The sequence below is a fragment of the Chitinophaga solisilvae genome, assembly GCF_009928525.1.
In the GTDB taxonomy this organism is placed as follows: domain Bacteria; phylum Bacteroidota; class Bacteroidia; order Chitinophagales; family Chitinophagaceae; genus Chitinophaga; species Chitinophaga solisilvae.
This window is the reverse complement of the sequence record NZ_JAABOK010000001.1, coordinates 662,929-675,109: the sequence shown is the minus strand read 5'-3', so window position 1 is coordinate 675,109 and position 12,181 is coordinate 662,929. Positions and strand designations below refer to the sequence as shown.

The following is a 12,181-nucleotide window of genomic DNA, read 5'->3' as shown; positions in this document are numbered from 1 at the left end:
ATCAATTATTGTCCTCTTCCTTCTGCATCATCAGGTAGGCCTTGATGAAGCCGTTCAGCTCCCCGTCCATCACGGGTCCTACGTTACCAACCTCAAAATCGGTACGATGGTCTTTGATCATTTTATACGGATGGAATACGTATGATCTGATCTGTGACCCCCATTCAATTTTGCGTTTGTTGGCGTTGGCGGCATTCTTCAGCTCTTCGCGTTTCCTCATCTCTTCTTCATACAGGCGTGATTTCAGCATGGTGAGCGCCTTTTCGCGGTTCTCCCCCTGCGTACGTGCCTGCTGACATTCGATGATGATGCCGGAAGGAATGTGCTTCAGTCTGACAGCTGTTTCCACCTTGTTCACGTTCTGTCCGCCTTTACCGCCCGACCGGTAGAATTCCCAGTCCAGGTCTGCCGGATTTACTGCGATCTCGATAGTATCGTCTACTAACGGGTACACATATACGGAAGCGAAAGAAGTGTGCCGGCGGGCATTGGAATCGAACGGAGAAATACGTACCAGACGATGTACGCCGCTTTCCGCTTTCAGATGGCCATAGGCAAAGTCGCCGTCAAATTCCAGTGTAGCGGATTTGATACCGGCGCCGTCTCCGTATTGCGTATCAATTTCTGATACTTTCCAGCCCTGCTTCTCACCATACATACGGTACATGCGTAGCAGCATTTCAGCCCAATCCTGGCTTTCCGTGCCGCCTGCACCGGAGTTGATGGTCAACACGGCAGGCATTTCATCTTCCGGCTGATTCAGAGTAGATTTGAATTCCAGATCTTCCAGCGCAGCAAGCGCGTTGCTGTAAGCATCTGCTACTTCTTCTTCCGCGGCTTCTCCTTCCTTGAAAAAATCATTCAGCACACTGCTGTCTTCTATCGCAGTATGCACCTGATCGTAAAGGTCAACCCAATATTTGTTTACCTTAATTTCCTTCAGAATCGAAGTAGCTCTGGCGTTATCATCCCAGAAACCGGGCGCCAGGCTTAGTTGTTTGTCGTTTTCTATTTTAGCTAATCGGTCAGGGACGTTAAAGAAAACCTCCCAGGACATAAAGACGGTCCCTCATAGCTTTAAGCTGTTCTGTTGTCATAGCGGACAAATGTATGTAAAAATGTGGAATTCTGCTAATCTGTATTCCGCAGGCTGCATGCATACATCACCTGTTTAGCATAATTTTTGCAGAATAGCCTGGTAACCATGTCGGTAATATTACAAAAAGATCCTATTCATTATGGTATCCCATGAAACCCTTCATTACAGGAACAAATCAGTATTCAATGCGATTGCTTTCCTGGTGATGATAGCTGTCAACGCCCTCGCAATACTGCTTCCCATTAACGGAAGAACAACCGGAGAAATCGCCGGTAAATATCCGAATCTGTTTGCACCTGCTGCTATTACCTTTTCGATCTGGAGCCTCATCTATCTTTCTTTACTCGGATATATCATCTATCAGTTATGGCTGGCCTTCTCCAACAGACATCCTGCCGTGCTGGCACGCCTGATGGACCAGATGAAAGAATGGTTCCTCATCACAGCCGTTGCCAACTCCCTCTGGCTCTTTGCCTGGCATTATGAACTGATACCGGTAACCGTTGGCATCATGCTGATACTGCTTGCCGCTCTCTGGATGATACATCTCAACTTCGGTATTGCGCAGCCCGGCGCCACCCGCGACGAAAAACTTTTTATCTATCTTCCCTTCAGCCTTTATCTTGGCTGGATCAGTATTGCTGCCATCGCCAATATTGCGGTACTGATTGTCTACGCCGGCATAGGCGGCAACACACAGACGCAGGTATGGTGGACTATCCTGCTCATTGCAGCAGGTACTTTCATCAGCATCATGATGGTATGGTTCCGTAACAATATCGTTCACGCCCTTGTGGCTGTATGGGCCTTCTATGGTATTCTCATCCGGCAGCGGGAAACAGGTATCCTCGCGCATCAGCCGGTAATACATGCCTGCGTGATCGCTATCGGGATCATTGCCGTAGCAATTTCCTGGCATTTGTACAGGAAACCCCGATCATAAAATTCAAATGATTATTTTTGAGCCGCAATAATATAAGTTACTATGTTTCCATCTATCAGTCCTGTAGCCACCAGGTCGTGGCAGGCATTGCAGCAGCATGCCGATGAAATGAAAAAGGTGCATATGCGCGCCTTGTTTATGGAAGACCAGGAACGTTTCAAAACGTTTTCACTTCAATTTGAAGATATTCTTTTCGATTATTCCAAGAACCTGATTACTGAAGATACCCGTAACCTGTTGCTCCGACTGGCCGAAGAAAGTGGTGTAAGCACCGGTATCAAGGCGATGTTTGCGGCAGAAAAAATCAATGTTACCGAAAACCGTGCTGTACTGCACACTGCACTGCGTAACTTCTCCGGCAGGCCGGTCATGCTCGATGGCCGCGACGTGATGCCCGATGTGGAAAAAGTATTGAACAAGATGGATCACATCTGCCGGCAGATACATTCCGGCGAATGGAAAGGTTATACGGGCAAGCCTATACGTTATATCGTCAACATCGGTATCGGCGGCTCCGACCTCGGTCCGGTGATGGTTACAGAAGCGCTGAAACCCTACTGGAAAGAAGGCATTCAGCCTTACTTCGTTTCTAATGTAGACGGCACCCACATCGTGGAAACCCTGAAAAAGGTAACGCCCGATGAAACGCTGTTCCTCATCGCCTCCAAAACCTTTACCACACAGGAAACCATGACCAACGCACTCTCTGCACGCGACTGGTTCCTGCAACACGCAAAGGATGAAAAGCACGTAGCTAAACATTTCGTGGCGCTCTCCACCAACGAGAAAGCCGTAACCGCCTTCGGCATCGATCCCAACAATATGTTTGAATTCTGGGACTGGGTAGGCGGCCGTTATTCCCTGTGGTCCGCCATCGGCTTATCTATAGCGCTCACCATCGGCTATGAGCACTTTACCGAACTGCTCTCCGGCGCCCATGCGGCAGACAATCACTTCGCCACTACCCCGCTGGAACAGAACATTCCGGCTATCATGGCGCTTGTCGGCATATGGAACGGCAACTTCCTGGGAGCCGCCACAGAAGCCATTCTGCCGTATGACCAATATATGCACCGCTTTGCTGCCTACTTCCAGCAAGGTAATATGGAAAGCAACGGTAAACACGCAGATCGTACAGGCAACACCGTTAGTTACGAAACCGGCCCTATCGTGTGGGGCGAACCCGGTACCAACGGACAACATGCCTTCTATCAGCTGATACACCAGGGTACCCGGCTCATCCCTTGCGATTTCATCGCTCCGGCCATCAGCCACAACCCTATCGGCGACCATCATGTAAAACTGCTGTCCAATTTCTTTGCACAGACAGAAGCGCTCATGAACGGAAAAACGGAAGCTGAAGTACTGGAAGAGCTGAAGAAGGCCAACACCTCCGAAGAAGAAATCAAACGCGTACTGCCCTATAAAGTATTTACCGGCAACCGTCCTTCCAACTCATTCCTGCTGAAGCAAATCACTCCCCGCTCCCTCGGCTCCCTGATAGCCCTCTACGAACACAAAATCTTTGTTCAGGGCATCATCTGGAACATATACAGCTTCGATCAATGGGGCGTAGAACTGGGCAAGCAACTGGCCGGCAAGATCCTTCCGGAACTGCAAAACGACGACCTCGTTGTTAATCATGATGCGAGTACGAATGGGTTGATTAATGCGTTCAAAGCACTGAGGAAATAATTACGAATTGCGAATTACGAATGTAACTCGAAGATAAAAGCGAAGACCGGAACAGAGTACACTCCATTCCGGTCTTCGCTTTTATCTTCGAGTTACATTCGTAATTCGCAATTCGTAATTCGTAATTATCATTAATCATCCAGTTTGAGAACCGCCAAAAATGCCTCCTGCGGCACTTCTACGTTACCAATCTGACGCATACGTTTCTTACCTTCCTTCTGTTTTTCGAGCAGTTTACGTTTACGGGAGATGTCACCGCCATAACATTTTGCGGTTACGTCTTTACGCATGGCGCTGATGTTTTCACGGGCAACGATTTTTGCGCCGATGGCAGCCTGTATCGCGATGAGGAACTGCTGACGCGGCAGCAGGTCTTTCAGTTTTTCGCAGAGTTTACGGCCGAAGTCCTGTGCCCTGCTGCGGTGAATCAATGCGCTGAGGGCATCTACCTTATCACCGTTCAGGAGTATATCCATTTTTACGATATCGCTGTCGCGGAAGCCAATCGGCGTATAGTCGAAGGACGCGTAGCCACGGGTCTGGCTTTTCAGTTTATCATAGAAGTCGAATACAATTTCAGTCAGCGGAATTTCGAACATCAGTTCCACGCGGGTGGTGGTCAGATAGCTCTGGTTCAGCAGTATACCACGTTTGCCGAGGCACAGGGTCATGATATTACCGATGTATTCCGGTTTGGTGATGATCTGTGCGCGGATAAACGGCTCTTCAATCCTGTCCATTTTGGTAGGATCGGGCATTTCGCTGGGGTTATTTACGATCACCACGCCGTCGCGGGTGGTGTGGGCAATAAATCCTACGTTCGGAACGGTAGTGATAACGGTCTGGTTAAATTCTCTTTCCAGACGTTCCTGGATAATTTCCATGTGGAGCATACCGAGGAAACCGCAGCGGAAGCCGAAGCCCAGCGCCTGTGAGGTTTCCAGCTCATAGGTCAGGGAGGCGTCGTTCAGCTGGAGTTTATCCATACATTCGCGCAGCTCTTCAAAGTCTTCCGTTACCACGGGGAAGATACCGGCAAATACCATTGGTTTAACCTCCTGGAAGCCGTTGATACCTTCCACGCAGGGGTTATTGGCCAGGGTGATGGTATCCCCTACCTTTACTTCCTTCGCACTTTTGATACCGGTGATGATGTATCCCACGTCGCCGGTATGGACCTCCTTACGGGGTTCCAGTCCCAGTTTCAGAATACCTACCTCATCGGCTTCATATTCTTCTCCGGTATTTACGAATTTGATCTTGTCGCCTTTTCTGATGGTGCCGTTGAATACGCGGAAGTAGGCAATGATACCACGGAAAGAGTTGAATACGCTGTCGAATATCAGTGCCTGCAGCGGCGCATCATTGCTGCCTTTGGGCGCCGGGATGCGGGATACGATGGCTTCCAGGATTTCTTCGATCCCGATACCGGTTTTACCGGAAGCCAGGAGGATATCCTCATCCTTTACACCAATCAGCTCTATGATCTGGTCTTTCACCTCTTCGATCATAGCGCCCTGCATGTCTATTTTATTGATCACCGGAATAATTTCGAGGTCATTCTCCAGTGCGAGGTACAAGTTGGAAATAGTTTGCGCCTGGATGCCCTGTGCGGCATCTACCAGCAGCAGTGCCCCTTCGCAGGCTGCCAGCGCGCGGGATACTTCATAGGAGAAATCCACGTGACCGGGGGTATCGATCAGGTTGAATACATATTTTTCACCATTTTTAGCGTTGTAATCCATCTGGATAGCGTGGCTCTTGATGGTAATACCTTTCTCACGTTCCAGGTCCATGTCGTCCAGTACCTGGGCCTGCATGTCCCGGTCAGAGATCGTTTTCGTAAATTCCAATAAACGGTCTGCCAGGGTGCTTTTACCGTGGTCAATATGGGCAATGATACAAAAATTGCGAATATTCTTCATATGTTGATTTACTGGTCTGTCAGCTTCTTTCAAGCCTTCAGTCCTTTTACAGGGCGCAAAGGTATTAAAATTAGTTCATTATACACAGGTTCCTGTCATTATGTTTTTGATAGACATGCTACATGCGGATTGTCAATTTTTGATATATTAGAGAATAATCCTCAACTTTAGTTATCTGACATCAAAAAACAAATATATGGACCTGAACACACAATTTGAGAATGCGGTAAAGGAGAGCAAAACCCTGGCGGAGAAACCCTCCAATGAAATTTTACTGCAGCTGTATTCCCTGTTCAAACAGGCTACAGAGGGAGATGCAACCGGAGATGGTCCGGACAACCCGTTTGATTTCGTCGCCAAAGCCAAACATAATGCCTGGAGCGAATTGAAAGGGAAGTCGCAGGATGTGGCGAAGGAGGAATATGTGGCGTTGGTAAACAGGCTGAAAAATTAATTGCGAATTACGAATTGCGAATTGCGAATGAAGAAGCGAAGATGAAAGGTGATAGCTAATAGATATCTTCCTTCATCTTCGTTTCGCTCTTCGCTTCTTCATTCGTAATTCGCAATTCGTAATTCGTAATTTCCCCCATATTTCCTTACTTTTGATTCATGATACCAGCATTTACTATTAGCGAAAGGACACAGCATTTTCTTGGACTGGAAGAGCAATACGGCGCGCACAATTACCATCCGTTACCGGTGGTGCTGGAGCGTGGCGAAGGGGTGTTTTTATGGGATGTAGACGGAAAGCGGTACTATGATTTTCTTTCCGGTTATTCTGCCGTTAATCAGGGGCATTGTCACCCTAAAATTGTGGCTGCACTCATAGAGCAGGCGCAGAAGCTGACATTGACTTCCAGGGCATTCCACAGTGATCTGCTGGGAGAATATGCACAATATATTACCTCCTATTTCGGATATGATAAAGTATTACCGGTAAATACCGGTGTGGAAGCAGTGGAAACAGCCCTGAAGCTGTGCCGCCACTGGGCTTATATGGTGAAGGGTATCCCGCAGGACCGCGCCAGGATCATTGTTTGTGCCAATAACTTCCACGGACGTACGCTGAATGTAATTTCTTTCAGTACTGATCCTGCTGCACGCAATAACTTCGGGCCATTCATGCCGGGTTATGAAGTGATTCCGTACAATGACCTGCCCGCACTGGAAAAGGCGCTGCAGGACAAACATGTGGCAGGCTTCCTGGTGGAACCCATTCAGGGGGAAGCCGGTGTAATGGTACCGGATGACGGCTACCTCGCTAAAGCCCGCGCCTATTGCCAGGATGCCAATGTACTGTTTATAGCCGATGAAATCCAGACCGGACTGGCCCGCACCGGAAAGATGCTGGCCTGCGACCATGAAAATGTGCGTCCGGACATTTTAATCCTCGGTAAAGCCTTATCCGGCGGCATTTTGCCGGTAAGCGCCGTATTAGCAGACGACGAAATCATGCTCACCATCAAACCGGGCGAACATGGTTCTACCTACGGCGGCAACCCGCTGGCCTGCAAAGTAGCCATCACGGCATTACAGGTGCTGAAAGACGAGAAAATGGCTGAAAATGCAGCCGTCATGGGACAGCAGTTAAGACGAGGTCTGCTCGACCTGCAGTCACCCTATATCTCCATCGTACGCGGTAAAGGTCTGCTGAATGCCATCGTGATCAAACATACTGATCCCGAAGCTGCCTGGGACCTGTGCCTGACACTGAAGGAAAATGGCCTGCTCGCCAAGCCAACTCATGGCGATAAAATCCGCTTTGCGCCGCCGCTCAACATCAATGCCACACAGGTAGCGGATTGCGTAGAGATTATCCGGAAAAGCATAGAAAAAGCTTTTAGCTAAACACACTATGACAACATCACCGAAGGCCATCCGCAGCTCCGGATGGAATACCGATTTCCTGATAGGCTTTCCTGACGGGCTTTTCCTCCTGTTTTTTGCCACACAGGTCATGCAGGGATTTCCTATGGAAGTGCAGACTTTTTATACCATCCACCTGTGTATCTGGCTGATAGGCGGCCTACTGGTGATGTACAGCGCTTATCAGGCCAATAAGGGAGATACGCAGCACGACAGCCCTCTCCTCTCGGAAGAAGAACGGCTCAAACTGCAAAAGCTCGACATCAATGATAATACGATTGCCCATATAGCAGATGAAATGCAGAAAGATGCCGTCTTGTGGGAAAATACCCTGCAACAGGAACAGGTGGAGGAAACTACGTTTAACCGTTCCCGTGCTATACGCAGTGCCGCTTTCACGGGCTTCTTCTTTTTACTGGGTGGCTCCTTATCCATAGGGCCCTATCTCTCCAATGAAAATTTCCCGGCAGCCTCGCAAACCAGTATGATGCTGGTTTTCCTGGGACTGACCGTTTTCAGTTTTATCAAGGCCAGGGTAACCCGGCAACGCCCCCTCCCCGTGCTGCTCCGTTACTGGCTGATGGGACTGGGCGTACTGGCAGGCGCCTGGATCCTGCACAAAATATGGTAAACTTCGTATCATAGTAACACTGATCACTATAACATCTCCCAAATAAAAACATCCGTCGGAAAAGGCATTCACCTTCCACCGACGGATGTTTTACTTAATATTATCTACGAAATTACATCAATGAAAATCTGCGTTCATCCGCGTTCATCTTCATATTCATCTCCGCTCCTCATTCGCAATTCGCAATTCGCAATTAAAACTATCTGGTTTTCGTAAGCAGTACGCACACAAACAACACCAGCGCCGCGCCTACAGAAATGTACAACGCTATTCCGGGTTGCGGACAGATACCGATTTCACAACGGGAAAACAGCAACATATTCCGGAATGTCCATGCTGCCAGAAAGCCGCCCACAAAGAGATTCATACGGGCTACCCATTTGTTCCTCACCAGAAAAATAATGCTGGCTGCAACAGCCAGAAAGATATTCAGCTTACCTGGTTCACCATAATTGGAGCCGGTTGTATCCATTCCGGTAAAAACAAAATGCCTGCTCTCAATGGTTGACCAGGGAAGAAAGGCGCATACTATCACCACAACAGCAGCCAGTATCCCGATAATCGTAGTTTTGGACATGTAATTCATTTTAAGAACGCAAATGTAGATAATTACGCATTATGAATGCACTACTTTGCTCCCGGCTCACAATGTTTACGCAGGTAATCGGTATATAAGGCAGAGAGATGATCAAAAGTGCCTTTGCCTTCAGATATGCTGTGAGAGCGGTTTGGATACGCCATAAACTGCACCGGTTTTTTATACCGGATCAGTTCATTCAGCAGCATCTCTGCATTCTGGTAGTGAACGTTGTCGTCGCCGGTGCCATGGATATACAGCAGGTTGCCTTTCAGGTTGCGCGCATAGGTAATCGGTGAACCCTGGATAAAGTCTTCCCGGTTTTCCTGCGGCAGGCCCATATAGCGCTCCTGATAGATGTTATCGTAGGTGAGCTGGTTAGCCACTGCTGCGATAGCGATACCTGTTTTATATATTTCCGGATACTGGAACATGAGGTTCAGGGTCATGGAACCGCCGCCGCTCCAGCCCCATACGGCGATGCGGGAAGCGTCCATATACGGATGTTTAGCCAGCAGGGCTTTAGTGGCCATGGCCTGGTCACGGGCATTGAGGATACCTACTTTGCGGTAGATGCTTTTGCGCCATTGGCGGCCTTTGGGCAGCGGCGTGCCGCGGTTATCCATGGAGATGTAGATGTAGCCGTCTTCTGCCATATCGCCGTCATACAGGAAGTTGCGTCCTGCGCCGATGGCATCTCTGGAGGTAGCGGAAGCGGGTTCGCCGTAAACATAAAATACTACCGGGTATTTCCTGGCAGGATCGAAATTGGCGGGTTTACGCATCCAGCCGTCGAGGGTTACGCCGTCTTCTGTTTTTACCTGGAAGAACTCCACGCAGCTGCTGCCGGATTTTTTCAGGGCAGTAGCTACTGCACCGGTATTGCTGGTATGTGCCGGCAGCTGTACATTTTCATTTACAGAATAGGTGCAGGCATTACTGAACTCATGGATAGCCCAGGAGTTGCCCGGAGCAAACGTATATTCATGTGTACCCGGCTGGTCTGCAGGTGTTACGCGTTCCGCCTTACCGCCTGTCAGCGGTACCTTGTAGAGGTACTGCTGTCCGGCATTATCCGGTGAAGCCATGAACCAGATGAGGTTTTTAGCTTCGTCGATAGCAGCAATACTGATGATGTCATAGTTGCCGGGAGTAAGCAGGGTGGCTTTACCACCATCAGCGGTGATGCTGTAGATATGACGCCAGCCGTCCTGTTCACTGACCCAGACAAAGGCTTTTCCGTTGCGGATAAAGTCCCATCCGGCAATGTTGTCATCATCCCATCGGGATTTCACATCGATCCATGCGCTGTCCCGCTCTTCATACAGCGTACGTACGTTACCGTTAGCAGCGTTACAGATCATGACTTTGCTCTCGTTCTGTTTACGGTTCAGCTGCTGAATAATCAGTTCATTTTTTCCCGGCATCCATTCCATGCGGGGAATATAGTGCTGTTGCTGATCGCCGGGAACCTGCATCCAGGTTGTTTTAGCAGTGGCAATATCGGCAACGCCTATACGGCATGCAGAAGGGCTTTCACCTGCTACGGGGTATTCTACCGGTACGTTAAAGGAATAGATAGAATCTGTATTGTTAATCATCAGGAAGTCCCGGATTTTGGTAGCATCTATCTGCCAGTAGGCGATGCCTTTGCTGTCGGGGCTCCAGCGGAAGCCGTCCCGGCAGCCGAATTCCTCTTCATAGGCCCAGTCGAACGTACCGTTGATGAACCGGCGCGCGCCGTCTGTAGTAATGGCTTTCACAGCGCCTGTGGCAAGATCTTCCACATAGATATTATGTTCGCTTACATAGGCGGCCTTGCTGCCGTCAGGGGATAATTTAGCGAACATCAGGGATGAGGCGGGCTTGTCTTTTCCCAGCTGCTGCAGCTTTCCCGTGGGCAGATCCAGGATCCAATAGTCACCGCGTGTTTCATAACGCCATACTTTTTTTGCATTGGTGTAGATGATCAGTTTTTTTCCGTCTTCCGAGAAGGAGAAGTCTCTGACGGGCAGTGCGCGTGCGGCGCCGCCGGGAGTAAACCTGGCTGCAGGTACCAGCACCGTGGGCGCTGCACCTGAAAGGGGGTTTGCTGTGATGCCTTCCGGAGTGGCTTTCAGCACGGATTGTCCGTCGCGGCTCCATCTGATAGTTTTACCTGGCTGGGCCTGTAAGAGCGTGCAGCCTGCGGTAATCATTACAAATAACAGGATTACTTTTTTCATTGAAAATTTATGAATCACAATGGTAGCCAAAATTTTATAAGAAAAAAACGAACAATAGGAAAGAGTGGCTGAGGGAGCTGCTGAGCGGTCAACTCAGGAAGATATAAACTTTTCTAACCTTTTTTTACTGATGTGGATAAAAAACACAAATAATTGGAAAAAATATATTTCTTTTTTTCTATTTTTATGCAATTAATAACAATTAGTTAATGATTATCAGCTGGTTACCCTGTAATCGTCGAGTTAAACTTTTTTATTATCCTACAGAAAAACCAAAGTTATGATTGAAGTAGCCTTATCTTATAAAAACCGTGAGTTTTTCCAGTTTGAAGACACGTTTCTGGCGCAGATAGCCGAGAACACCAAGAAGTTGCTGTATGCCCTGCTGGAAGATATTTACGATCTGCTCGCAGTAGAAAAAGGATATTTCCGTATCAACCTGGACCACCACCCCAAAATTGAAGTGGAAGGTTTCAGTAATGATCTGCGCCACCAGATAGAAAGGACCCTGCGCGGTGAATATGATTACGATTATTGAGGATGCAGTGGCTTTACGTCACGCCTATTCCCCTATCTTCGCATGATAAAATAAAGGGGAATGCAACTCACCTTCATACAGGGACTGGAGCTACTTGGTACTTTTGCTTTTGCCGTTTCGGGAGCCACGGCGGCCATCAACAAATCTTATGATATTATAGGGCTACTGGCACTGGCCTTCGTTACCGCCATTGGCGGCGGAACTATCCGGGACCTCCTTATCGGCGCCACGCCGGTGGCCTGGCTCACAGATGAGCTGACCAATTCAGCTATTATAGCAGCCGCTATCATCGCCGCCCTTTTTGTTTCCTATGTAAAGAAACTGCAAAACTGGCTGAACGTTTTTGATGCCATAGGCCTCGGACTATTCACTATTACCGGTATCAACAAGGGTGTGGCCGTGGGCCTGCCTATTCCCATCTGTGTGGCGCTGGGTGTTATCACCGGCTCCTTCGGCGGATTGCTCCGTGATGTGATCTCCGGTGAACAGCCATTCCTGTTTACCCGCGAAGTATATGCCGTGGCATCTATGGCCGGTGGGATGCTGTACATTCTGCTGGGGTTACATACTTCCTTGCCGGCAGACATCATACAGAGTGTATCCGTTACCGTTATAGTGGCCGTACGGTTGTTCGGACTGCATTATAACTGGCATCTTCCCCGTATCCGTCAGTAAGGGA

At 48.8% G+C, this 12,181-nt stretch carries 11 protein-coding genes; 7 read left to right on the top strand and 4 right to left on the bottom strand.

Annotation, left to right across the window (positions count from 1 at the left end):
• Position 1 precedes the first annotated feature (1 nt).
• Positions 2–1,097 (bottom strand): peptide chain release factor 2 gene (prfB, locus tag GWG06_RS02405; protein WP_127035270.1). Its coding sequence is split into 2 segments (ribosomal slippage): positions 2–1,036 and positions 1,038–1,097, totalling 1,095 coding nucleotides; the frame shifts between segments, so codons are not numbered across the junction.
• 141 nt (positions 1,098–1,238) lie between these two features.
• Between prfB and GWG06_RS02400 the strand changes: the two genes are divergently transcribed.
• Positions 1,239–2,042, top strand: a complete 804-nt coding sequence (locus GWG06_RS02400) for a tryptophan-rich sensory protein (RefSeq protein ID WP_160711070.1) — start codon at positions 1,239–1,241, stop codon at positions 2,040–2,042.
• A 42-nt stretch (positions 2,043–2,084) separates the two neighbouring features.
• Positions 2,085–3,737, top strand: a complete 1,653-nt coding sequence (gene pgi / locus GWG06_RS02395) for a glucose-6-phosphate isomerase (protein ID WP_160711068.1) — start codon at positions 2,085–2,087, stop codon at positions 3,735–3,737.
• Positions 3,738–3,868: 131 nt separating this feature from the next.
• Here pgi and lepA read toward each other — a convergent pair whose 3' ends face one another.
• Positions 3,869–5,662: a translation elongation factor 4 gene (gene lepA / locus GWG06_RS02390; RefSeq protein WP_127035276.1), complete on the bottom strand. Its 1,794-nt coding sequence runs from the start codon at positions 5,660–5,662 to the stop codon at positions 3,869–3,871.
• 196 nt (positions 5,663–5,858) lie between these two features.
• Between lepA and GWG06_RS02385 the strand changes: the two genes are divergently transcribed.
• The 3 genes from GWG06_RS02385 (at position 5,859) to GWG06_RS02375 (ending at position 8,162) form a co-directional block, all read left to right on the top strand.
• Positions 5,859–6,116 carry an acyl-CoA-binding protein gene (locus GWG06_RS02385; protein WP_160711066.1) on the top strand — a complete coding sequence of 86 codons (258 nt, stop codon included), beginning with the start codon at positions 5,859–5,861 and terminating at the stop codon, positions 6,114–6,116.
• 158 nt (positions 6,117–6,274) lie between these two features.
• Positions 6,275–7,513 (top strand): ornithine--oxo-acid transaminase, encoded by a 1,239-nt coding sequence (gene rocD / locus GWG06_RS02380; protein WP_127035280.1) that lies wholly within the window; start codon positions 6,275–6,277, stop codon positions 7,511–7,513.
• A gap of 7 nt (positions 7,514–7,520) precedes the next feature.
• Positions 7,521–8,162 carry a VIT1/CCC1 transporter family protein gene (locus tag GWG06_RS02375; RefSeq protein WP_160711064.1) on the top strand — a complete coding sequence of 214 codons (642 nt, stop codon included), beginning with the start codon at positions 7,521–7,523 and terminating at the stop codon, positions 8,160–8,162.
• A gap of 199 nt (positions 8,163–8,361) precedes the next feature.
• Here the strand turns inward: GWG06_RS02375 and GWG06_RS02370 are convergent, their stop codons facing one another.
• Positions 8,362–8,739: a hypothetical protein gene (locus GWG06_RS02370; protein ID WP_127035284.1), complete on the bottom strand. Its 378-nt coding sequence runs from the start codon at positions 8,737–8,739 to the stop codon at positions 8,362–8,364.
• Between the two features lie 50 nt (positions 8,740–8,789).
• Complete coding sequence (locus GWG06_RS02365; RefSeq protein ID WP_160711062.1) at positions 8,790–10,964, bottom strand: S9 family peptidase; 2,175 nt, start codon at positions 10,962–10,964, stop codon at positions 8,790–8,792.
• 280 nt (positions 10,965–11,244) lie between these two features.
• Between GWG06_RS02365 and GWG06_RS02360 the strand changes: the two genes are divergently transcribed.
• Entirely contained in the window at positions 11,245–11,502 is a 258-nt protein-coding gene (locus GWG06_RS02360) for a hypothetical protein (RefSeq protein WP_127035288.1), read from the top strand.
• Between the two features lie 60 nt (positions 11,503–11,562).
• Positions 11,563–12,177: a trimeric intracellular cation channel family protein gene (locus tag GWG06_RS02355; protein WP_160711060.1), complete on the top strand. Its 615-nt coding sequence runs from the start codon at positions 11,563–11,565 to the stop codon at positions 12,175–12,177.
• Positions 12,178–12,181: the final 4 nt, after the last annotated feature.

Coding starts and splice junctions, on each gene's coding strand:
- GWG06_RS02375 (WP_160711064.1), top strand. CDS start 7,521: ATGACAACATCACCGAAGGCCATCCGCAGCTCCGGATGGAATACCGAT.
- GWG06_RS02355 (WP_160711060.1), top strand. CDS start 11,563: ATGCAACTCACCTTCATACAGGGACTGGAGCTACTTGGTACTTTTGCT.
- GWG06_RS02385 (WP_160711066.1), top strand. CDS start 5,859: ATGGACCTGAACACACAATTTGAGAATGCGGTAAAGGAGAGCAAAACC.
- GWG06_RS02365 (WP_160711062.1), bottom strand. CDS start 10,964: ATGAAAAAAGTAATCCTGTTATTTGTAATGATTACCGCAGGCTGCACG.
- pgi (WP_160711068.1), top strand. CDS start 2,085: ATGTTTCCATCTATCAGTCCTGTAGCCACCAGGTCGTGGCAGGCATTG.
- GWG06_RS02400 (WP_160711070.1), top strand. CDS start 1,239: ATGGTATCCCATGAAACCCTTCATTACAGGAACAAATCAGTATTCAAT.
- lepA (WP_127035276.1), bottom strand. CDS start 5,662: ATGAAGAATATTCGCAATTTTTGTATCATTGCCCATATTGACCACGGT.
- GWG06_RS02360 (WP_127035288.1), top strand. CDS start 11,245: ATGATTGAAGTAGCCTTATCTTATAAAAACCGTGAGTTTTTCCAGTTT.
- GWG06_RS02370 (WP_127035284.1), bottom strand. CDS start 8,739: ATGTCCAAAACTACGATTATCGGGATACTGGCTGCTGTTGTGGTGATA.
- rocD (WP_127035280.1), top strand. CDS start 6,275: ATGATACCAGCATTTACTATTAGCGAAAGGACACAGCATTTTCTTGGA.